The sequence below is a fragment of the Pseudorhodoplanes sp. genome (assembly GCF_050250235.1).
In the GTDB taxonomy this organism is placed as follows: Bacteria; Pseudomonadota; Alphaproteobacteria; order Rhizobiales; family Xanthobacteraceae; genus Pseudorhodoplanes.
This window is the reverse complement of sequence record NZ_JBFWPA010000085.1, coordinates 1-21379: the sequence shown is the minus strand read 5'-3', so window position 1 is coordinate 21379 and position 21379 is coordinate 1. Positions and strand designations below refer to the sequence as shown.

The 21379-nt window shown below is 63.9% G+C and carries 18 protein-coding genes; 10 read left to right on the top strand and 8 right to left on the bottom strand.

Annotation, left to right across the window (positions count from 1 at the left end; all coding sequences use genetic code 11):
* Positions 1–48 precede the first annotated feature (48 nt).
* Positions 49–1437: a class II 3-deoxy-7-phosphoheptulonate synthase gene (locus AB7F49_RS27045; protein ID WP_428528180.1), complete on the top strand. Its 1389-nt coding sequence runs from the start codon at positions 49–51 to the stop codon at positions 1435–1437.
* Positions 1438–1474: 37 nt separating this feature from the next.
* Here the strand turns inward: AB7F49_RS27045 and AB7F49_RS27040 are convergent, their stop codons facing one another.
* Entirely contained in the window at positions 1475–3670 is a 2196-nt protein-coding gene (locus AB7F49_RS27040) for a caspase family protein (RefSeq protein ID WP_428528178.1), read from the bottom strand.
* 700 nt (positions 3671–4370) lie between these two features.
* Here AB7F49_RS27040 and AB7F49_RS27035 point away from each other — a divergent pair.
* The 5 genes from AB7F49_RS27035 (at position 4371) to AB7F49_RS27015 (ending at position 9755) form a co-directional block, all read left to right on the top strand.
* A complete protein-coding gene (locus tag AB7F49_RS27035) occupies positions 4371–4727 on the top strand; it encodes a diacylglycerol kinase (RefSeq protein ID WP_428528176.1) in 357 nt (118 codons plus the stop codon).
* A 46-nt stretch (positions 4728–4773) separates the two neighbouring features.
* Positions 4774–6510 (top strand): NAD+ synthase, encoded by a 1737-nt coding sequence (locus tag AB7F49_RS27030; RefSeq protein ID WP_428528174.1) that lies wholly within the window; start codon positions 4774–4776, stop codon positions 6508–6510.
* 275 nt (positions 6511–6785) lie between these two features.
* Positions 6786–7760 carry a Bug family tripartite tricarboxylate transporter substrate binding protein gene (locus AB7F49_RS27025; protein WP_428528172.1) on the top strand — a complete coding sequence of 325 codons (975 nt, stop codon included), beginning with the start codon at positions 6786–6788 and terminating at the stop codon, positions 7758–7760.
* Positions 7761–8801, top strand: a complete 1041-nt coding sequence (locus tag AB7F49_RS27020; RefSeq protein ID WP_428528170.1) for a quinone oxidoreductase family protein — start codon at positions 7761–7763, stop codon at positions 8799–8801.
* A 15-nt stretch (positions 8802–8816) separates the two neighbouring features.
* Complete coding sequence (locus AB7F49_RS27015) at positions 8817–9755, top strand: amidohydrolase family protein (protein ID WP_428528168.1); 939 nt, start codon at positions 8817–8819, stop codon at positions 9753–9755.
* Positions 9756–9803: 48 nt separating this feature from the next.
* Here the strand turns inward: AB7F49_RS27015 and AB7F49_RS27010 are convergent, their stop codons facing one another.
* The 4 genes from AB7F49_RS27010 to AB7F49_RS26995 form a co-directional block, all read right to left on the bottom strand.
* Positions 9804–10943 (bottom strand): DUF2865 domain-containing protein, encoded by a 1140-nt coding sequence (locus tag AB7F49_RS27010; RefSeq protein WP_428528166.1) that lies wholly within the window; start codon positions 10941–10943, stop codon positions 9804–9806.
* A 97-nt stretch (positions 10944–11040) separates the two neighbouring features.
* Positions 11041–11952 (bottom strand): DMT family transporter, encoded by a 912-nt coding sequence (locus tag AB7F49_RS27005; RefSeq protein ID WP_428528165.1) that lies wholly within the window; start codon positions 11950–11952, stop codon positions 11041–11043.
* 41 nt (positions 11953–11993) lie between these two features.
* Entirely contained in the window at positions 11994–12626 is a 633-nt protein-coding gene (gene maiA / locus AB7F49_RS27000) for a maleylacetoacetate isomerase (RefSeq protein ID WP_428528163.1), read from the bottom strand.
* 175 nt (positions 12627–12801) lie between these two features.
* Positions 12802–13323 carry a MarR family winged helix-turn-helix transcriptional regulator gene (locus tag AB7F49_RS26995; protein ID WP_428528161.1) on the bottom strand — a complete coding sequence of 174 codons (522 nt, stop codon included), beginning with the start codon at positions 13321–13323 and terminating at the stop codon, positions 12802–12804.
* 144 nt (positions 13324–13467) lie between these two features.
* On the opposite strand from AB7F49_RS26995, the gene AB7F49_RS26990 reads away from it, so the two are divergent.
* A complete protein-coding gene (locus AB7F49_RS26990) occupies positions 13468–14703 on the top strand; it encodes a cytochrome P450 (RefSeq protein WP_428528198.1) in 1236 nt (411 codons plus the stop codon).
* An 8-nt stretch (positions 14704–14711) separates the two neighbouring features.
* Here the strand turns inward: AB7F49_RS26990 and AB7F49_RS26985 are convergent, their stop codons facing one another.
* Complete coding sequence (locus tag AB7F49_RS26985; RefSeq protein ID WP_428528159.1) at positions 14712–16358, bottom strand: diguanylate cyclase; 1647 nt, start codon at positions 16356–16358, stop codon at positions 14712–14714.
* 179 nt (positions 16359–16537) lie between these two features.
* Between AB7F49_RS26985 and AB7F49_RS26980 the strand changes: the two genes are divergently transcribed.
* The gene (locus AB7F49_RS26980) at positions 16538–17620 is read left to right on the top strand and encodes a hypothetical protein (RefSeq protein ID WP_428528157.1); all 1083 of its coding nucleotides are present in this window, start codon (positions 16538–16540) and stop codon (positions 17618–17620) included.
* 173 nt (positions 17621–17793) lie between these two features.
* On the opposite strand, the gene infA is transcribed toward AB7F49_RS26980, so the two are convergent.
* Entirely contained in the window at positions 17794–18066 is a 273-nt protein-coding gene (infA, locus tag AB7F49_RS26975; protein WP_325607840.1) for a translation initiation factor IF-1, read from the bottom strand.
* A 35-nt stretch (positions 18067–18101) separates the two neighbouring features.
* Positions 18102–19538 carry a DEAD/DEAH box helicase gene (locus tag AB7F49_RS26970; protein WP_428528154.1) on the bottom strand — a complete coding sequence of 479 codons (1437 nt, stop codon included), beginning with the start codon at positions 19536–19538 and terminating at the stop codon, positions 18102–18104.
* 472 nt (positions 19539–20010) lie between these two features.
* On the opposite strand from AB7F49_RS26970, the gene hmgA reads away from it, so the two are divergent.
* Together hmgA and AB7F49_RS26960 are read left to right on the top strand one after the other, a co-directional pair.
* Positions 20011–21306, top strand: a complete 1296-nt coding sequence (hmgA, locus tag AB7F49_RS26965; protein ID WP_428528196.1) for a homogentisate 1,2-dioxygenase — start codon at positions 20011–20013, stop codon at positions 21304–21306.
* Position 21307: 1 nt separating this feature from the next.
* On the top strand, positions 21308–21379 hold a 72-nt coding region (locus tag AB7F49_RS26960), incomplete at its 3' end, for a hypothetical protein (RefSeq protein WP_428528195.1).

Sequence of the window (21379 nt, the reverse complement as noted above, 5' to 3'; positions counted from 1 at the left end):
AAGACAGACGGGCCGCGGGAGATCGCCGTGGCCGCAGGAGTACCGATTATGCCGGAGCGTTGGACGCCGGAAAGCTGGCGCGCAAAACCCGTCGTGCAGGTGCCGGATTACCCGGACCTGGCCGCCCTCGCGGCCGTGGAAAAGCAGCTGGCGAGCTTTCCGCCGCTGGTCTTTGCAGGGGAGGCCCGCAGCCTGAAAAAGGCGCTGGCGCGGGTCTGCGCCGGGGAGGCTTTCCTGCTGCAGGGCGGCGATTGCGCCGAAAGCTTCGCCGAGCATGGGCCCAACAACATCCGCGACTTCTTCCGCGTCTTCCTGCAGATGGCGGTGGTGCTGACCTTCGCCGGCGGCTCGCCGGTGGTGAAGGTCGGACGCATCGCCGGCCAGTTCGCCAAGCCGCGCTCCTCGTCGACCGAAAAGCGCGGCGATGTGGAATTGCCGAGCTATCGCGGCGACATCATCAACGGCAACGACTTTACGCCGGAGGCGCGCATCCCCGATCCGCGCCGCCAGATCGAGGCCTATCGCCAGTCGGCGGCGACGCTGAACCTGTTGCGCGCCTTCGCGCATGGCGGCTACGCCAATCTTGCGACCGTGCATCAATGGATGCTGGGCTTCGTGAAGGATTCACCGCAGGCGCGGCGCTATGCGGAGCTGGCCGATCGCATCTCCGAGGCGCTCGGCTTCATGCGCGCCTGTGGCCTCGATCTCGAAAGCCATCCCGAGCTGCGCACCACCGATCTCTACACCAGCCATGAGGCGCTGCTGCTCGGCTTCGAGGAAGCGATGACACGCGTCGATTCCACCAGCGGCGACTGGTACTGCACCTCCGGCCATATGGTCTGGATCGGTGACCGCACGCGGCAACCCGATCACGCCCATGTCGAGTTCTGCCGCGGCATCAAGAACCCGATCGGGCTGAAATGCGGACCCTCGCTCAAGCCCGACGAACTGGTCCGGCTGATCGATATCCTCAATCCCGACAACGAGCCCGGCCGGCTGACGCTGATCGGCCGCTTCGGCAACGAAAAGGTCGGCGAGCATCTTCCGGCGCTGATCCGGGCGGTGAAGCGGGAAGGCCGAAATGTCGTATGGTCCTGCGACCCGATGCATGGCAACACCATCTCGTCGGTGTCGGGCTACAAGACGCGGCCCTTTGACCGCATCCTCGACGAGGTGAAGGAGTTCTTCGCCGTGCATGCGGCGGAAGGGACTTATGCCGGCGGCGTTCATCTCGAGATGACCGGACAGAATGTCACCGAATGCACCGGTGGGGCACGCGCGATCTCGGATGCCGAACTCAACGACCGCTATCACACCTTCTGCGATCCGCGTCTCAACGCCGAGCAGTCGATCGACATGGCCTTCCTGGTTGCGGAGTTGCTGAAGAAGGAACGCGCGGTTCACGCCAAGCCGCTGCCGCAGGTGGCGGGGCTGTAGCGTCTTCGGCCGGCGCGGTGGACGTCGACAGCACCAGTCAGCGCGCCAGCACCACCTCGCCGATCAGCGACGAGTGATCCCACGGCACCTGCTTTCCGCCGGTGTCGGCTATCACGTCGGCGCGGACCCGCCGCATCAGGATGGCGATGTCGAGGCCCGGCGTGGAAAGATGCTTCAGAATGCCGGTCGTGAACGGGCTGTTTCTTCCCTCGCCGTCGAGCGCGATCGCGTCCGGCTGCGTGGCGAAGCTGATCATGGTGCCGATTGCGCTCTGGATGGTCGCAAGTCCGGTGCCGACACTCGACGAACGCGCCCCCAGCGAGCGCCGCAACGAGCGCGATAGCGGATTGTCGCGGCAGGCGTCGAGGAAAACCAGATTGACGCGCTGTTCCGTCTCCATCTGCGCCAGCACCTGATGGACGTCGATGGTCTCGAACGGAAGATCGCCCGCGCGCTCCAGCTTGCTGTCGACCGGCAGCAGATAGTTCTTGCCGCCGACCTGCAGGCCATGCCCGGCATAGTAGAACAGCGCGAGTTTGGCGCCGTCGAGCTTGCGGCCGAATTCGCGAACCTTGTCTTCCATGCTGCGCCGGTCGACATCAATGCCCTCGACCACCTCGAACCCGATCTTGCGCAGCGCGGATGCGATGTCGCCGGCGTCGTTGGCCGGGTTGTTCAGCGGTGTCGAGTGCCGGTACTTGCCGTTTCCCAGCACCAGCGCGACGCGCCGCTGGGCCGGCGCGACTGCGGTAGCCGTCGCGTTTGACTCTGACCGCTCCGCCGCCGGCGGCGTCACGGTTTGGGGTGCGTCAGCGGCCACCTTGGTTTCGGCGGCGGGTGGATGCGATTCCGCCAGCTTGCGCTCAACGCGCCGGATGCCTTCGGTCGCTTCTGCCTCCGCAGCGGGACTGCCGCGCAGCCCAAGCTCGATCGCCTTGCGAAAATCGGACAGTGCAAGGTCCAGTTCGCCTCGTCCTTCATGACTGATCGCACGGTTCTTGTAGGCGACAGCAAAGGTGGGTGACCGACGGATAACCTCGTGCAGTTCGGCCAGAGCGCGGTCGAACATGCCCTTGCGATTGAAGACATAGCCGCGAACATTCTGCGCGCCCGCGTTGGACGCATCGAGCCGGAGCGCTTCGTCGGTATCGGCCAGCGCCCGATCGTAGTCGTCCGTCAGCGCGTGCAGCGCGGCTCGGTTTACATAGGCGCTCACCGATTTCGGATCGAGCCTGATCGCATCGCTGGCATCGGCGATGGCGGGCCCATAATTCTGCTTGCTGTAATGGGCGAGGCATCGAGTCAAGAAATAGCCCGCCTGGCTCGGATCGAGCCGGATACTCTCGGTCGCGTCGGCGATAGCGCGGTCCGAATCATTGATCTGCCGGTAGGCGAGCGCGCGTTGATGATACGTGATCGCAAGCGTTCTGCCGCTGAGTGCGCCCGACGCGATCACCGTGCTGCAAGCGCTGATCACGCTGTTCGGCGCACTGGCGCGGTTGGAGCAGATGGCCTGTTCCTCGGCCGGGACCTGGGGAATGACGGGTGCGGCAATCGCTGGCGGCGGGGAGGCGGGCACCGGCTGCACCGTCGGCACCGCTCTCGCCGCGGCCGCCTGTGCAAGCGCGGCTTGGCTTTGCTTGAGATTCTCGACCGAAGGCTTGTGACCGCGTGCGATCGCAAGCCGGTATTCGGCGATGGCCTTCTGATAATGCCCTTGTTCGTGATAGACGATGGCCCGGTTGCCGTAATAATCGCCCTGCTTCGGATTGAGCCGGATCGCCTGGTTGAAGTCGACCAATGCCTTGTCGAAATCCCGCATCAGGCCGTAGGTTAAGCCGCGGCTGTTGAAGGCGTCGGCGACGCGCGGCTCAAGCCTGATTGAATGATTCAGGTCGGCGAGCGCGCGCGGGAAATCGCGAACATTGGCGTAGGAGAAGCCGCGCAGCCGATACGCGGCGCCATAAGCCGGAATCTGCCGGATCGCTTCGCTCGCCTCTGCGATGGCAGCCTGGTGCTCCTGTTTCTTGGAATACGCAAATCCGCGCGCATAATAGGCGTTGGCCAGCACCTGGCCGCGGAGTTTGCGCGACTGGATCAGGCGCGTGCAGGCGGCGAGGGCGGCGTCGGGCGCGACGCCAAGATTGAAGCAGATTTTCTGATCATTGGCCTGCGCCGGCGCCGCGGTCGCAAGCGCAAGGACCATGATGGCACTCAGAAGCATTGCACGCATGGCCCGCTCCCTGGTGACGTAGACTCGCGGCAATGTCGTCTCGAGACGACCGCTCCGGCCTTGGTCGCATGGTATCGTGGTCCGGTTCACCAGCCTACCGGGAAAATACGAGGTCGTGTTGCCTGCTGGCCCGCCGCGTCCACCAGGGCTTCCTCCCGGCGTTGGTTCACACCGCATGAATCCGTCCTGCAATTGGCTTCCCATTAACGCTGCGGCGCGAGAGAGCGGGCGTTCGTCCCGGAAGAAACCATTTGCAGACATTTTGAATCGAAATTGATCCGCAGGTGCGCGGGTAAAAAAAAGCGCATGGGGGATGCAGGGGGCAATCGTGGCGCGTCGGACAAATCCGGCCACGGCGGTTACGGCGATCGCGGTCATGCTCGGCATGATCGCGATCGCGGACGCCGCGCGGGAGCAGGGTCCGCGCTGGCCGAGCATCTGCGAGCCGCAATCGCCGAACCTGGCCGCCGCCGACACCAATTCACGGAAAGCCGCTACCGTCAGCGCCGCGCAGAAGCCCGCGACGGCGACACGCACTGGCTGTGTATCAGCACGACGCCCGGCAGCTTCGCCGGCGAGATTCCGGAAGACGGACAGTGGGCGGGCTATGAGCTCGATGCCGCGCTGGGTCGTTCAAGTTCGGACCCTATCCGACCGGTGGCTCTTTCTGATTTAGTTGCCGCGGTGAGGGGCGCTTGGCATGCAACGAATTTTCAGAGCGACGCTGAACACCGTGAACGGGCTGCGTGCCGCGGCGTCGAGCGAGGCGGCGTTCCGGCACGAGCTGATTGCGCTTGCGCTTGCGGTGCCGCTTGCGCTGGTGATAGGCGCAACGGCCTGGACCGCGCTGGCGCTGATCGGCGTCATACTTGCGGTGATGATTGTGGAACTGCTGAACACCGCGATCGAGAAGCTCGCCGACCGGGTCACGCTGGACCACGATCCGATGATCGGGCGGGTCAAGGACATGGGCTCGGCAGCCGTAGGGCTCTCGCTGCTGATTGCGGTGCTGGTCTGGCTGCTGGCGATCTGGGAACGGTTGGCGGGTCTGCTTTGACAGCCGCGCATTGCGGGTTGCGGCCGGCCCGCGCTAAACGTTCAGCATGAACACCCGCCCCGCAGACCGCCTCTCCATTGCGCTCGCCCAGCTCAATCCGGTAGTCGGCGATGTCTCCGGCAATGCCGCGAAACTGCGTGCGGCACGTGCCACGGCTGCGGACGCGGACCTGATCCTGTTCCCGGAATTGTTCATCGCCGGCTATCCGCCGGAAGACCTCGTGCTGAAACCGGCCTTCCAGGCAGCCTGCCGCGCCGCCATCGAGGACCTGGCGCGCGAGACTGCGCAAGGCGGCCCGGCCATGATCGTCGGCACGCCATGGCTGGAGGACGGCAAGCTCTACAATGCCGCTGCCTTGCTCGATGGCGGCCGCATCGCAGGATTGCGCTTCAAGGTCGATCTGCCGAATTACGGCGTGTTCGACGAAAAGCGGGTCTTTGCGGTCGGTCCGATGCCGGGACCCATGAATTTCCGCGGTGTGAGGCTTGGTGTTCCGATCTGCGAGGATATCTGGGGACCGGAGCCCGCCGAGTGCATCGCCGAGACCGGTGGTGAAATCCTGCTGGTGCCGAACGGCTCGCCCTATCGGCGCGGCGTGGTCGATCAGCGGCTCAGCGTCGCGGTCGCGCGGGTGAAGGATACCGGCCTGCCGCTCGTCTATCTCAACCAGAATGGCGGACAGGACGAGCTGGTGTTCGAGGGCGCCTCCTTCGTCCTCAATGCCGATGCCTCGCTCGCCGCGCAGCTCCCGCCCTTTGCGGAGGCTGTGGTGACGACCCATTGGCGACGCAAGGCCGACGGCTGGCATTGCGAGCCGGGCGAGATTTCGCCGTTGCTGCCGCAGGACAAGGCCGATTACAGCGCCTGCATGCTGGGCTTGCGGGATTACGTCGGAAAGAACGGATTTCCCGGCGTCGTGCTCGGATTGTCGGGTGGTGTCGATTCCGCTCTCGTCGCAGCGATCGGCGTCGATGCGCTCGGCCGCGACCGGGTCCGCGCGGTGATGCTTCCCTACAGGTTCACATCGGAAGAGTCGCTGAAGGATGCGGCCGATGTCGCCCGTGCCCTGGGTATCCGCTACGACGTGCTGCCGATCGAGAGCGCCGTGCTCGGGCTCGAAAAAAGTCTGGCGCCGCTGTTCGAAGGTTTGCCGCGCGACGTGACGGAAGAAAATCTGCAAGCGCGTGCGCGCGGCACCATCGTCATGGCGCTGTCGAACAAGTTCGGCTCGATGGTCATGACAACCGGCAACAAGTCGGAAATGTCGACCGGCTATGCCACACTCTACGGCGACATGAATGGCGGCTTCAATCCGATCAAGGATCTCTACAAGACCGAAGTCTTCCGCCTGAGCGCGCTGCGCAACACCTGGAAGCCTGACGGTGCGCTTGGACCCGGCGGCGTCGTGATCCCGCAGAACGTAATCACCAAGCCGCCGACTGCCGAATTGCGCGAAAACCAGAAGGATCAGGATTCGCTGCCGCCTTACGACATTCTCGATGGCATTCTGGAACGGCTGGTCGAGAAGGAGCAGCCGATCGCCGAGATCGTGGCGGCGGGCTACGATGTCGCGGTCGTGACGCGCGTCGATCGCATGCTCAATCTCGCCGAATACAAGCGAAGACAGGCGGCGCCCGGCGTGAAGGTAACGCTGCGCGGCTTCGGCCGCGACCGCCGCTATCCGATCACCAACAGGTTCCGCGATTCCGGGACGCCGTTGGCGAAGCCGGATTCGTCGATCGTCAGCGGCACACCGACAAGATCGGAAGCGTTCGATTTTTGATCCTGCAACTTGGGGTGCAGCGCAATCCCCGCTGCAATTGCCTCGGTCCGCGGTTTCGCACTGCGAACGCCTGCTCGACGTTTGAAGCATCTACCGGAAAAGACGATGCATTCGATAGGAATAATCGCTTTGATTTGTGATAGGAGTTTGGAATATCCATCCTGACAAATGCACCTCGCCCGCCATTCTTGCGGTGGACGTGGTGCAGCAAGCACTCAAGACCGAACACTCAATAACGAACAATGACGCGCCATGATGCGCGCTTGGGAGGACAAATGAAGATTGCAGCCCTGGGAATCTCGGTTCTTGTCGCCGGCGCCATGTCGCTCGCCGTTGTCGCTTCGGCGTCCGCGCAGACCTATCCTGAAAGGCCCATTCGCGTGGTCGTTGGCACCGGAGCCGGCGGCGTCGGGGACATCATGATCCGGGCGATCGGGGAGCAGTTGAGCAAGTCGCTGGGTCAGCCGCTTGTGATTGAAAACCGGACGGGCGGCGCCTTCAACATTCCAGCCAAGGCCTGTGCAGAGGCGAAGCCGGATGGCTACACGATTTGCCTGCTCCCGGGTGAGCCGGTGACCTACAACGAATATCTGTTCAAGAATATCGGTTTTGACCCGCGCAAGGATTTCAGGCCGATCACGAATATCTTCTTCTTCACGCAGGCCTTTGCGGCGAACAAGTCGCTTGGCGCCAAATCGGTAGACGAACTGGTCGCCTATTCGAAGGAGAAGCCGGGCACGCTCAGTTACTCCGCACCCGGCCTGTCGCATGCGCAATATGTCGAATTCCTGAAAAAGACCGCGGGTGCCGATCTGGTCCGCGTGCCGTTCAAGGGCGGCGGCGACGCAGTGACCGGATTGTTGTCGAATACGACGCCGGTGGTGTTTCTCGGGCTCGGAAATGTGTTGTCCTATATCGAAGCGGGAACGGTGGTTCCGTTTGCGGTCGACGGCGAGACGCGCAGCCCGCTCATTCCCGAAACTCCGACGATCCGTGAACTCGGCTACAAGGGCGACATCACCCGCAGCTATATGGGCTTGTTCGCGCCGGCCGGAACGCCGGATGCGGTCATCACCACGATACACAAGGCCGTGGTCGACGTGCTGAAGGACCCGCAATTTCAAAAGCAGCACGCAAAGCGCGGCATCGAATTCGTTGGCAACACGCCGGACGAATTTGCGGCTTTCATCGCCAAGGATCGCGGGGCGGCCGAGCGCGTCGTCGATGCGGCGGGGATGAGAGCCAAATAGATGCGGGCTGCGGTTCTCGAGCGGCACGGCGGCCCTGACGTTCTCAGGGTCGTCGAGCGGGCGAAGCCCGTGCCGGGTCCCGGAGAGGTCCTGGTCGAGGTCGCCGCCTGCGGCCTCAATCACGGTCTCGACGGACGAACCCGCGCGAATGGCGCGGGGCGAACCATTGCGTTTCCGCTGGTGCTTGGCAGCGAAATCGCGGGCCGCGTCGTCGAGGCAGGTCCCGGCGTGGCGGAAGGCTGGTTGCGGCGGAACATCCTGATGACGCCCTGGCTGGCGGAGTTTTCGGCATCGGGCGAATACCTTCCGCAGGAACGTCACAAGCCGTTTCTGCTCCGCGGGGTTCATCTTGACGGCGGCAATGCTGAATACGTGGTCGCGAAAATCGCCGAATTGATCCGGCTTCCCGACGACGCCGATCTGATCGAGGCCGCGGCGCTGCCGGTCAGCTATTCGACCGCGGCCCACATGCTGGCGCGCGCGGGGCTGTCGGAGGGCGAGACTGTCCTCGTTCTGGGCGCAGCCGGCACCGTCGGGATCGCAGCGATCCAGCTGGCCAAGGCGGCTGGCGCCCGTGTGATCGCCGCGGCAAGTTCGGCGGAGAAGCGGGCGAAAGCTCTCGAGCAGGGCGCCGATTCCGTGATCGACTACAGCGGCCCCGACTGGGCGGCCAGGGTGATGGCGATCACGGAATCGCGCGGTGTTGACGTGGTGATCGAGCATGTCGGCAAGGCCACTTTCGCAAACAGTCTCGCCTCGCTCGCGATGGGAGGCCGCGTCGCGGTTTGCGGTGCGAGCAGTGGACACCAGCTCGAATTCGACGCCCGGCCGCTCTGGCGCAAGAACGCCTCCATCGTCTTCGTGAATTCAGGATCGGACAGCTCCTTGCGCCGGGTGGTTTCTCTCTGGTGCGAGCGAAAGCTGAAGCCAGTCATCGCCGGTGTGTTTCCGCTCGACCAGATTTCAAACGCTCATGAAATGCTGTCGAGCCGGGACATCATCGGCAAGGTCGTCCTCAAGATCAAAGCATCGGATTCGTGATGCCGGAGTTGCTCCATGATTATTGATTCCCATGCCCATATGGCGGACCCGAAATTCTTCGACCGCATGGGCAAGACGTTGCCCAAGAGCATGCTCGATCCGCAGATCCTGCTGGACGAGCAGGCAAAGGCGGGGATCGATATCAGCGTCATCAGCGGGCCGCGGGTGATGGAAGTCGGCGTCGATGCGGGACGTCTCGACCCGACCGAGGTTGCGAAGGAATACAACGACTTCGTCGCGAATCTGACCGCGCGCCACAGCAAGAGTTTCGTCGGTCTCGGCATCGCTCACGCCTTCGCCGACGACAAGATGCTGGGCGAGATGGAGCGCGCCTTCAGGCAGTTGAAGTTGCGGGGTTTCCTGGTGGTTCCGCGATACCAGGACGAGTTCATCGACTCCAGGCGCGCGGACTCGTTCTTTGCGCTTTGCGAGAGTCTTGGCGCGGTGGTCTTCGTTCACAATGCGGACGGGTGCCTGAGCCAGGAATACATGCAGGACAATCGCCTTGTGGAACTGGTCGGCCGGCCGAACGAGATGACCCTGCTCGCGGCGCGTCTCGTCTTTGCAGGTCATATGGAACGATTTCCCAAGCTGAAGCTCTTTCTGGGACGCACCGGCGGCGCCATCACGATGTATGCGGGCCGGATCCAGGAAGGGTGGGTGACCCGGATTTCCCGCAGCGACGGGATTCCGCCATGGGGGTCCGACAATCTGAAAAACTCGTTCATGGACTCGCTGTCGAAGATCTACTTCGACACCCAGACCTTCCATCCGCCCGCAATCCGGTGTGCCGTCGACACGGTTGGCGCAAGTCAGGTGCTGCTCGGTACGGATTTTCCGCCAGTCCCGCACAGCCTGCTCGAATCCGTCGAGGATGTCCGCCGGTCCGGCATTCCCGAACAGGATGTGGCTGCAGTGCTCGGCGGAAATGCGAGGACCCTGTTTGCGATCTGAGCGGGTCGTTCGAAAGAGCGCGCGGTGCTGCGACCGCGCGCGCGTCGATCAGTCGTTCGGCAGGAATTTCGGACCGACCGAGCGGATCGGCTTTTTCGGTGCGTTCGGATCGACCGGTTCCGGCTGCGCGGGCGCGGCGGCCGTTGCAGGGACGGGCGCTGAGCCCTTTTTCTGTCCGGGTGGAAGGATCGGGCGGCCCTTGGCGTCGCGAGGCGCGTTCATGACCTTCGCGCGCTCTTCGGTGACCACGATGTCGCCCTGTTCGAGCAGGGTCTGCGTGCGCGGATCATCCTTCACCGCATTGGCCCAGCTTTCCCCCGGCGCCTTGCAGGTGCAGGCGCCGTTCCATTCTGTCTTGTATTTGAAGGCGTTGGGAATTTCGGTGTAAAGCTGCCCCGCGGTCGAGACTGCCTGTCGCATGTCCTCGCCGGATGTGCGGTGCGAGAACAATTGCACCTCCGCGGCGGGACACATGCGCTGGCAGGTCAGTTCGTCGTCTCGGAAACGATCCTGCGAGGTCGAGAACGAAATCGGGAAGAAATAGCCGTCGCAGGTCCGAACACAGACCGTGCGAAATCCGCCACCGCCGATGCCGGGATCCTGTTCGGGACCGGAGGTCGAACCCGGTCCGCCGAACAATTGCTCGAAGAAGTTTCCGGGCGCCGCCCGCGCCGCCTGGGCGCGATATTGCGGGCCGCAATCATTCTGGGCGAGCGCGCCGATCACGGCGCGACGCTGCCCGTCGCGCTCCATGCCCGAGCCCGCGCCCTGCAGTCGTTGCAGGTCGCTCTGAACCCGCGCGAGATTGGCGCGCATCTGCTGAATCTGATTGTTCAGAGGCCCGCATTTGTCCGAGCGGCCGAGACCGCCGAAAAGCTGGAAGAAGCCGGAAGCCTCGCAGCCGAGCCGGCGCGCCTGCGCCTGGGTGCGGTCGAGCTCGGCCTGCTGGCGGCCCATGGCCTCTTCATAGCGCCGGATCTGCTCGCCGCGCGCGGGGTCGCCGCCTCCACCGATCGACGAAAGCTGCGCCTCGAGCCGCTGGCAGGTCTGCTCGCGGGCGCTGATCGTGACGCCGGGCGGCGGATAATATTGTGGCTGAGGCTGCGGCAATTGCTGCGCAATGCCCGGGCTTGCGCTAGCGGCAAGCGCCAGCGCCACGAGAGCGTATTGTCGGGCCAATCTGGTCATGAATCCCCGCCGAACGACGCCCCTGCATGCCCCGCGAATAAGGCGACCGGATGGTTATCAAATGCCTCGCAGCCGCGTAAAGCGGCAAAAGTCGCCATCAGGAGCGTTCCGGCGTGCCCTGGTCCTCCGGCAACGCAATTTCCTGGCCGTCTCGCGCCTCCGCCCGAAGGTTCCAGAGAATGCCGGCGAGGATGATGGCGGCGCCCACGAATACCAGCAGGTCCAGCGACTCGTTGAAGAACAGGAAGCCGACCAGCGCGATGAGCGGAACCCGCAGGAAGTCGAGCGGCACCACGACGCTGGCGTCGCCGTAGCGAAACGCCCTTGCCATGCAATAATGCGCCGCCAGCCCGGATACGCCGACGCCCGCGATCGGCAGCACTTGCGAGGATTCGAATCGCAGGAAAAACAGCGGGTCGCTGCCGGCCAGCGCGAGCGGCAGCTGCATCAGGTTCATCCAGAACACGATGCCGAAGGTCGTCTCGGTCGACGTCATCTGCTTGGTGCAGACGTTGAACACCGCATACAGGAACGAAGCGACGAGCACGAGCAGCGCCGCGGGCTGGAACGCGATCAGCCCCGGCCGCAGGATGACGAGGCAGCCCACGAAACCGAGCACGATCACCACGATGCGTCCGGACGTCAGCTTTTCGCCGAGGATCACGATCGCAAGGATCAGGACCCAGACCGGGAGCGTGAATTCCAGCGCGAATACCGTTGCGAATGGCAGCAGCGTCAGACTGGTTGCCCAGCACAGCTGACCGACCAGATGCACGCTCGACCGGAATACATGCATGGGGAGGCGCCTGGTGGGCAGGTCGGCGCGCAGGCTTGGCCGGACGGCAAGCAGCATCAACAGAATGAAGATCGCGCCGGCGCAGCGGATGACGAGAATCTCGAAGACCGAAATCGAGCCGGCCAGCACCCGGATGGAAACCGCAAGGATCGTGAACGAGAACAGCGTCCCGGTCATCCAGAGCACGACGCGGACGATGTTCTGCAAAGCCACGGCGGCCTCGTCTCTTTATGTCCGGCCCGGGATGCCGCGCGTTATTCGGCGTCGGGCTGATTTTCGGGACGAGCCTTGTCGAAAGCGGGCAGCCTGGCGCAGGCCGCGTCAACGCCCGCAATCTTCGGAAACGCATCAAGCGACACCTTGAACCGGCGCGCGTTGAAGATCTGCGGCACCAGACAGACATCGGCCATGGTGACGCGGGATCCGAACGAATAGGGACCCGGCGCGATCAGCGACTCGATCGCTTCAAAGCCGGCCAGTACCCAGGAGCGATACCATTCGTCGACGGTCGCCTGGTCGTGACCGAGCTTTTTCAGCGCATTCAGGGTGACGAGATTGTTGAGCGGGTGAATGTCACAGGCGACGATTTCCGAAACGGCGCGGACACGCGCGCGATCGAGCGCATCGACCGGCAACAGTGCGGGTTCCGGGTAGACCTCGTCGAGATATTCGAGGATCGCGAGCGACTGGATGATGGTGTTGCCGTTCGACAGCGTCAGGGCAGGAACCCGCATCTGCGGATTGATCGCTCGGAACCCGGCCGTCTTGTGCTGGCCGCCGTCGCGGGTCAGATGAACCGGCACCATCTCATAGGGCTGATCCTTCAGGTTGAGCGCGATGCGGACCCGGTAGGCCGCCGACGAGCGGAAATAGGTATAGAGTTTCACGGCAGCGTTTCCTCGAATCTGCAGGTCATTCCCGGCTGGAAAGGCCGCGCCGGAACCGTTCCTGACTTCCGGATTTCCAGCTTCGACATCGGACGCGCCCGGCACCACGAACCGGGAGGACCAAACGTGAAGGGGGGCACCTTGTCCAGTCCCGTCGCGCGATGCCCCGCATGCACTACCGGTCGGGATCCTCGATCGCCTCGGCGGCGAGCGGCTTCGCTCTCCGGATGAGCTGTTGCAGGGCCCGTGTGAATGCATCGCGGTCGGCGGGGTCGATCGCCTCCGTCAGGTGTCGGGAAAAATCCATCGCGCCCGGTGCAAGATCGTCGTAGATGGCGCGGCCTTCGGGGGTCAGCGACAGGAACGACTCGCGCAGATCGGAACGATTGACGCGTCGCACAACAAGCCTGCGCTTCTCCAGCAGAGCCACCGCCCGCGACACCTTCGTCTTGTGCATGTGGCTATGCTCGCCGATCGCCTTGCCCGTCATCGTCTCGAACTCGCCAAGCGTGACCAGCACGCGCCATTCCGGCACGCCGATCCCGTAGCGTTCGGCGTAGAGCCGCGACAGCGCCTGGGAGACCAGCGTCGCCACGACATTGAGCTGATAGGGGAGGAATTGTTCGAGCTTGAGCGGGGCGTCCCGGCTGGACCGCCCTTCGCCGACAGCGACCGATTCCCTTGCCTGCGTCGTCATGATCGGAGTTCGTCATCACCCGCCCGCCACAGCGGACCTTGCGACCATGGCGCAACTTGCGGGGGCGTGCAACGGGACCCCGGCGGGTTGACAAGGAAGCCGGGCTCGGTGAGCAAGTGGTCGGACTGGGCGCCGGGGTATCGTATGGCGAAATTCGAGACCGCGAAAGAAGCCGAGGCCGCTGCGCGCGCCTTCGACCTGAAGCAATTGCCGGCGGACTTCATCGACGACCCGTACCCCTATTACCATGCACTGCGCGAGCATGATCCGGTCCACCGCATGCCCGACGGCAGCTATATCATCACCCGCTACGACGATTGCGAGACGCTCTACAAGGATGCGAAGACCTATTCGTCCGACAAGAAGATCGAGTTCCATCCGAAATACGGCGACTCGCCGCTGTTCGAGCACCACACCACCAGCCTCGTGTTCAACGATCCGCCGCTGCATACTCATGTGCGGCGCGCGATCGCCGGCGCATTGTCGCCGCGCGCCATCGCAGAGATGGAGGTCGGTCTGATCGAACTGGTTGACCGGCTGCTCGATTCGTTGGAACGCAAAGGACAGGCGGACCTGATCGAGGATTTCGCCTCCGCCATTCCGGTCGAGATCATCGGCAACCTGCTCGGCGTGCCGCACGAGGAGCGTGGCCCGTTGCGCGGCTGGTCGCTCGCGATTCTCGGCGCTCTTGAACCGGTGCTGACCGCCGCGCAGGTCAAGGCCGGGAACGATGCCGTGGGTGAATTCCTCGCCTATCTGAAAATCCTGACCGACGAGCGCCGCCGCAATCCCGGCGATCCCGACAAGGATGTGCTGACGCGCCTGATCAACGGCGAGCATGACGGTCGCAAGCTGACCGAAACCGAGCTTCTGCAGAACTGCATTTTCATCCTCAATGCCGGCCATGAGACCACGACCAACCTGATCGGAAACGCGCTCTACACGCTCCTGCAATGGCCGGGCGAGAAAGCCCGGCTGATGGCCGATCCCTCGCTGATGCGGTCGGCGGTGGAGGAGGTGCTGCGGTTCGAGAGCTCGAACCAGCTCGGCAACCGCAGGGTCGTCGCCGATACGGTCCTGGGCGGCGTGCCGATGGAGGAGGGTGACCTGATCACCATCGCCATCGCCGCTGCCAACCGCGACCCGAAATATTTCCCCGATCCCGACCGCTTCGACGTCGGCCGCACGCCCAACCGGCATCTGGCCTTTGCAAGCGGCATTCATGTCTGTGCCGGGATGAACGTAGCGCGGCTGGAAGGACGGATCGCGCTGGAGCGGTTTCTCGCGCGCTTTCCGGACTACCAACTCACGGGTGCGCCGGTGCGCTCGCCGCGAGCACGCTTCCGCGGATTCGTCGCACTCCCGGCCCTGGTTGGATAGCGCGGCCGCTACTCGGCGGCGATATTCGTTTCGAGAGTGGGCATCGCCACTGCTGCGACCTGGTCGCGTCCACGCGCCTTGGCGAGGTAAAGACCCTCATCGGCGCGCTTGATCAGTGCGGAAATGTCCGGCTGGCTCAGCGTCGCCTCCGCGGCGCCGATGCTGAGCGTGATCGGGAGCGTCCGCGTCCCGACGACCAGCGGATTGTCGCGCGCGATCTCGCACAGCCGCGCACCCAGGATCATGGCTTTCTGCAGGTCGCTTTCCGGCAGCAGCATCATGAATTCGTCGCCGCCAAGACGTCCGAGCGAATCGGACCGGCGTATGGTGCGCGCAAGCAGTTGCGCGACATGCACGATCGCGAGATCGCCGACATCGTGTCCGTTGCGGTCGTTGATCGACTTGAAGCGGTCGATGTCGATCGTCAGCAGCGACAAGGAGCGATGGTAGCGCTGGAACCGGCTCCATTCCATTTCGGCGAGATGCTGGAAATGCCGCCGGTTGAACAGACCCGTCATGCCGTCGGTGGTCGCGAGCCGCGTCAGTTCCTCCGCTTGGCGCACAAGGTCCGTCACATCTGTATACGTGATCATGCGGCCGCCCTCCGGCAGCACGGCGCATTGCGAACGGATGGTGCGGCCGCCATGCGCGGGCACATCGCTTGGCCGCGTGTCCCCTGACCGGATGCGGTCGATGCGCGTCTCGATGAAGGCGTCGAGCGTTTCCGGCGGCAGTCCATAGGCATCGCTGACGCGCGCATCGCTCACCAGTTCGGAAAACGCCGGCTGACGCGCGACAACCTCATCCGGCACATTCCAGAGCCTGCGCGCCGCGCGGTTCATGAATTGCGCGTTCAAGTGAGGATCGAGCAGGACAACCCCCTGTTCAACCTGGTCGAGCGCGGAACGCAGCACTTCGAGTTTGTCCGTGTAGCGCACGATGTCCGTAACATACGTATAGGTCAGCATGCGTCCGCCCGACGGCAGCCCGGTGCATTGCAGCCGCACCACCTCTCCGGATTGCAGCCGAAGATCGCGCGCGAGCGGGCTGCCGGATCGGATTTGCGCCTTGCGTTGGGCGATATAGGCTGCGAGGGCGATTTCGGAGATTTCATAAGCGTGGGTGTCCCAGCCATGCCGCAGCAGCGCATCGAAGCTGGGCCGCGCGTCAGCGACGCTGTCGGGTAGCCGCCACATCCGCCGGAAAGCCCGGTTGATGAATTCCGCGCGCAGCTCATGATCGAGCAACACGATGCCGACCGCGATCTGGTCGAGCGCAGACATCAGCCGGATCAGCGCGCCGGCCCCAAAAGCACCGGGCAAATCCTGCGGGATATCGCCGGGTATCCGCGGCGCGAGCGCGGTCGTCGCGGTTGCTCGATCGCGATCGTATTGCAGGGTTTCGATCCGAACGCCGACACGGTCGCCGCTTTGCCAGACCAGGCTGCAGCGCAGATCGGGTTCGTCGCCATCCAGGATGAGATCGAAGGTTTCCGGAATCGACACCGGCGGCGCAGCGTTCAGTGCATCGACCTGCAGGCACGCGCCGTTGGTGGACAGGTTGCGCAGGCTGCAGGACAATGTCTGGCCGTCGTCGAAGACGAGCCGGCCGCGCTGCAGCGTCGAATAGCGATCGGCCAGTCGTCGATTCTCCATGGCCCAGCTCCGTCGGTATCCGCAGCGGGGCAACGCGCGACCGTCGGAAGGGTGCCGCAGGGTCTCTGTCATGGTGACCGGACCGTTAAGGCGAGCCTTGATTTACGAATGGTGGCGTGCGTGTCTCGTCGGGCGTCAGGCGGCGCAGAACAACATGAGCGCACAGGAGCGTGCGACCGATGACGGGCGCGACGGAAGGCATGGTCGGCGGCGGCTATTACGACGCTCATTCATCGTTTCAGGCCAGAACGGCCGCAAGCGTTACGGAATTGCTGCAGCAGGCTACGGCGGCGCTGGCTATGCCGGCCGGCGGCCAGGTCATGGTGGCCGATTACGGCTGCTCGGAGGGTCGCAATTCCATGGCAACGATCACCGCCGCGCTTGGGCTGCTGGCGGCGCGCGGCGCGAAAGATTTTATCGTACTGCACAACGATCTGCCTACCAACGACTGGAATACGCTTGCGAGAAACCTCGCATCCCCCGGCAGCTATCTCGCGCAATATTCGCAGGTGCGCGCGTTGTTTGCTCCGCGTGGATTCTTCGAGCGGGTCACGTTGCCGGGCAGTGTCATACTCGGTACTTCAGGTTCCGCGGCGCATTGGCTGTCGCGCCAGCCGCCGGACCTCGACATGCCGCGCTCGCTGTATCGCTCCGATGCGCCGCCATCCGAGCTTGCGAAGATATTGAATCAGTCCGCCGCAGACTGGCGAGCCTTTCTCGAGGCGCGGGGTGAGGAATTGCAGCCGGGTGGGGTGCTGCTGGTGCAGATGCTCGGCTCCGACGGATCGGCGGACCCCGTGCGGGTGAGCGCCGCGGGGCTGTTGAAACTCATGAATGAATGCGCGCTTGCGCTTGTCGATGGCGGAGAGATTCCGCAAGACGCCTATGCTCGATATTGTTTTCCGGTGGTGCCACGCACGATCGAAGAAGCGACCGCGCCGCTGACGGGGCCGCTCGCCGAAAAGCTGGAACTGCTGCATTGCGCGCTGACGCCGGTCGCCTCGCCCTACCAGCTCGCGCTCGACAAGACCGGGGATGTTGCAGCCTTTGCAAAGAGCTACACTGCATTCACGCGAGCCTTTAGCGAAAGCAGTTTGCGCGACGGGCTGTTCAGATACGGAAAGGCCAGCGCGGATGCGCTGGCCGATCGATTCTACGCTTCGATGGAGAAGGCGCTGAACGCGCGCCCGCACGACTATCCCTTCGACGACCTGACGCTTGCGGTGATGGTGCGGAAGCGGGGCGGGCGCAACGAGTTCTGATCCCCGCCACCCCCGCGCCGAGGATCAGAGCGATGACAAATCCCGTCTCCGTATATGGGCCGGAATGCCCGCCTTGAGGAATGGCCGGGCGAAGCCCGGTCCTGTCGTGGAGAGAGCGCGACCACCCGGTGGAAGCCATCATCGCGCGCATGCCTGCGCGCGGCGATGCAAGATCAGCGCTTGCGCACGAAGGTCTGCCGCCGGGTCGGCGGCGCCGGCATGGCGTTGCCGCGATGGCGGAAGCTGATGCGACCGCGCGAGAGATCGTAGGGCGACATTTCCACGATCACGCGGTCGCCGACGCCGGTGCGAATGCGGAATTTCCGCATCTTGCCGGCGGTGTAGGCGAGGATCTCGTGGTCGTTGTCGAGCTTCACGCGGAAATTTCCGTCCGGCAGCACCTCCGTGACGGTGCCGTCGAATTCGAGCATCTCTTCTTTCGACATCCAGTGGTCCCTAGTGATCCCTTGAGCGTTTGCGGTCAGCGCGGGGATTGCGCGTGCGGCCGTTTGGTGCGGCGCTCGTGCCTGCGGTCCCGCATGAATCCGACCGATGATAGCTCACCGTCGGCGGTTCCGCCATTCCGTCGCGGCTGGGCTGTGAATGGTTGCGCGGCGGCTCGCGGTGCGTGCGCACTGGAATCGCGCTGGTGTCCGCCCTGGCCGGCATTACCGGCTTTGGCCTCCTGGTCGCGGCGGCGGCCGCGTTGGCCCGGGCGGTTGCGGGGTTTGCCTTTCGAGGGCTGGCCCGGCGCGCGGGCCGGGGAGGGCGGCCGGGCTTCGACCGGCTGGCCGGTGCGTCCATCGGTTGCCGGCAACGCCATGCGGATCAGTTTCTCGATATCGCGCAGATAGGCGCGTTCTTCCTTGTCGCAGAACGAGATCGCAATGCCGTCAGCACCCGCACGCGCGGTGCGGCCAATGCGGTGCACGTAGCTCTCCGCGACGTTGGGCAGGTCGTAATTGAAGACATGCGTGATCCCGTCGACGTCGATGCCGCGGGCGGCGATATCGGTGGCGATCAGGGTCCTGACCTTGCCGTTGCGGAAGGCGGCAAGCGCCCGCTCGCGCTGGCCCTGCGACTTGTTGCCGTGGATCGCTTCCGCAGTCAGGCCCTGCTGGCTGAGCTGGCGCACCACGCGGTCGGCGCCGTGCTTGGTGCGGGTGAACACGATGGCGCGGTCGATCGGCTCGCTCTTCAGAAGGTCGGCGAGCAGACTGGCCTTGCCGGACTTGTCGACATGGACGACGCGCTGCGCGATGCGCTCGACGGTCGAGGCCTGCGGCGTCACCGCCACCCGGGCGGGGTCACGCAGCATCAGCCGGCCAAGTTCTTCGATCGGCGGCGGCATGGTGGCCGAGAAGAACAGCGTCTGCCGCTCTACCGGGCACTTGCCGACGATGCGGCGAATATCGTGGATGAAGCCCATATCGAGCATGCGATCGGCTTCGTCGAGCACGAGGATCTCGACTTTTTCGAGCGTTACGGCGCGCTCCTGCATGAGATCCAGCAGGCGGCCCGGCGTTGCAACCAGAACATCGACGCCGTTCGCCAACGCTCTGATTTGCTTGCCGATCGGGACGCCGCCGATGGCGAGCGTCACCGACACTTTCATGTGCCGGCCATAGGTCCGGAAGCTGTCCCTGATCTGGCCGGACAATTCGCGGGTGGGGCTTAAAACCAGCACACAACAGGATTTTCGCTCGGGCCGGTGACGGTTTTTTGCGAGATGATTGAGGATCGGCAGCGCGAAAGCCGCGGTCTTGCCGGTGCCGGTCTGCGCAATGCCGACGACGTCGCGGCCGGCGAGGACCTGCGGAATGGTCTGGGCCTGAATGGGGGTGGGGGTTTCGTAGCGCTCTTCGACGAGGGCGCGGGTGATGGGCTCGGCGAGCCCAAGTTCCAGAAAAGCGGTCAATTTCAATCTTTCATGCAGCTCGAACGCCGGGTCCCGAAATGGGACGCGGACGCTTCGTGCGGGGTTCGAAGGACATCCCGCGTGGTCAGGGCTGCCGGCTATGAGGAAAGTGTTGGCGGGCCGAAAGTCGCTGCACGAGGTGCAATCTGATTTTCGTTCACGCGGCCCGCTAGCGACTCAAAGGATTGAGTCGGCCTCGATGGTGTCCATATGGACTGTTAGCGCGGCGGTTTCAAGGCGAAAACCGCTGATAGTGAACCCGCAATTGACATTAGTTACGAATGAAACTATGTTTTTTGCAGCCTAGAAGCGTAACAATCAATGAACTGTCCGGACCACGGACGGCTTACGCAACCCGGGAGGATAGGTGATGGCCGACATCGACACCGCGCCGCGGGTCAAGCGGCAAGCGTCCCCTGCAGCGGTCACCGACCGCGTTCGCACCGAACCGCTGGTGGACGCGGCCGAATACATGTCCGGCTTCGGGAATTCGTTTGAAACCGAAGCCTTGCCCGGCGCGCTGCCGATCGGGCGCAATTCGCCGCAGAAGATTAATTACGGGCTTTATGCCGAACAGCTCTCGGGTTCGCCCTTCACGGCTCCGCAGGCGACCAACCAGCGCTCCTGGCTCTATCGCATCCGCCCGACCGTGCGCCATACCGGCCGCTTCAAGAAGATCGACAACGGACTCATTCGCACCGCTCCGGAACGCGATGACACGGACCTGACGATCGGGCAGTTGCGCTGGAGCCCGACGCCGATCCCGAAGCAGAAACTTACCTTCGTCACCGGTCTGCGCACCATCACCGTCGCCGGCGATTGCGAGGCGATGAGCGGGATGGCCGCGCATGTGCTGGTCGTGACCGAGTCCATGCTGCACGAGCATTTCTTCAACGCCGACGGCGAACTTTTGATCGTCGCTCAGGAGGGCAACCTGCGATTCCGCACGGAGTTCGGCCTGATCGAAATTGCACCGGGCGAGATCTGTGTCATTCCGCGCGGCGTGATCTTCCGCGTCGAACTGGTCGATGGACCGGCCCGCGCCTATGTCTGCGAGAATTACGGCGGCGGCTTCACGCTGCCCGATCGCGGACCGATCGGCGCGAATTGCCTCGCCAACGCGCGTGACTTTCTGACCCCGGTCGCAGCCTATGAAGAGGTGGAGCAGCCCTGCACGCTGTACGTGAAGTGGGGCGGCGAGCTGTTCGAAACGAAAATGCCCCATTCACCGCTCGACGTCGTCGCGTGGCACGGGAATTACGCTCCCTACAAATACAATCTGCGATATTTCTCTCCTGTCGGCGCGGTGCTGTTCGACCATCCCGATCCGTCGATCTTCACGGTGCTGACGTCTCCGTCGGAAACCCCGGGGACTGCCAATATCGACTTCGTGATCTTTCCCGAACGCTGGGGCGTTGCCGAGAACACGTTCCGGCCGCCCTGGTATCACCGCAACATCATGTCGGAATTCATGGGCCTTGTGTTCGGTATCTATGATGCGAAGCCGGAAGGCTTCGTGCCGGGCGGCTTCTCGCTGCACAACACCATGCTGCCGCATGGGCCGGACGTCGACGCCTTCGAGCATGCAAGCAATGTCGAACTGAAGCCGGTGAAGCTGTCGAATACACTTGCGTTCATGTTCGAGACCCGCTTCCGGCAGCGCGTCACCAAATATGCTGCGGACCATGAAACTCGGCAGGATGACTATATCGACTGCTGGAAGGGTCTGAAGAAGCACTTCGATCCCAATCGTCGCGAGCCGCGCTGACATGAAACTGGCTTCCCTGAAGAGCGGCCGCGACGGCCGCCTTGTCGTCGTGTCGCGCGACCTGTCGCGTTGC

What these genes read in the sequence shown, in the direction of transcription:
- AB7F49_RS26985 (WP_428528159.1), bottom strand. Translation starts at nt 16,358, where the DNA reads ATGGAGAATCGACGACTGGCCGATCGCTATTCGACGCTGCAGCGCGGC.
- AB7F49_RS27040 (WP_428528178.1), bottom strand. Translation starts at nt 3,670, where the DNA reads ATGCGTGCAATGCTTCTGAGTGCCATCATGGTCCTTGCGCTTGCGACC.
- AB7F49_RS27020 (WP_428528170.1), top strand. Translation starts at nt 7,761, where the DNA reads ATGCGGGCTGCGGTTCTCGAGCGGCACGGCGGCCCTGACGTTCTCAGG.
- AB7F49_RS26995 (WP_428528161.1), bottom strand. Translation starts at nt 13,323, where the DNA reads ATGACGACGCAGGCAAGGGAATCGGTCGCTGTCGGCGAAGGGCGGTCC.
- AB7F49_RS27015 (WP_428528168.1), top strand. Translation starts at nt 8,817, where the DNA reads ATGATTATTGATTCCCATGCCCATATGGCGGACCCGAAATTCTTCGAC.
- infA (WP_325607840.1), bottom strand. Translation starts at nt 18,066, where the DNA reads ATGTCGAAAGAAGAGATGCTCGAATTCGACGGCACCGTCACGGAGGTG.
- AB7F49_RS27025 (WP_428528172.1), top strand. Translation starts at nt 6,786, where the DNA reads ATGAAGATTGCAGCCCTGGGAATCTCGGTTCTTGTCGCCGGCGCCATG.
- AB7F49_RS27030 (WP_428528174.1), top strand. Translation starts at nt 4,774, where the DNA reads ATGAACACCCGCCCCGCAGACCGCCTCTCCATTGCGCTCGCCCAGCTC.
- hmgA (WP_428528196.1), top strand. Translation starts at nt 20,011, where the DNA reads ATGTCCGGCTTCGGGAATTCGTTTGAAACCGAAGCCTTGCCCGGCGCG.
- AB7F49_RS26990 (WP_428528198.1), top strand. Translation starts at nt 13,468, where the DNA reads ATGGCGAAATTCGAGACCGCGAAAGAAGCCGAGGCCGCTGCGCGCGCC.
- AB7F49_RS26980 (WP_428528157.1), top strand. Translation starts at nt 16,538, where the DNA reads ATGACGGGCGCGACGGAAGGCATGGTCGGCGGCGGCTATTACGACGCT.
- AB7F49_RS27035 (WP_428528176.1), top strand. Translation starts at nt 4,371, where the DNA reads ATGCAACGAATTTTCAGAGCGACGCTGAACACCGTGAACGGGCTGCGT.
- AB7F49_RS27045 (WP_428528180.1), top strand. Translation starts at nt 49, where the DNA reads ATGCCGGAGCGTTGGACGCCGGAAAGCTGGCGCGCAAAACCCGTCGTG.
- AB7F49_RS27010 (WP_428528166.1), bottom strand. Translation starts at nt 10,943, where the DNA reads ATGACCAGATTGGCCCGACAATACGCTCTCGTGGCGCTGGCGCTTGCC.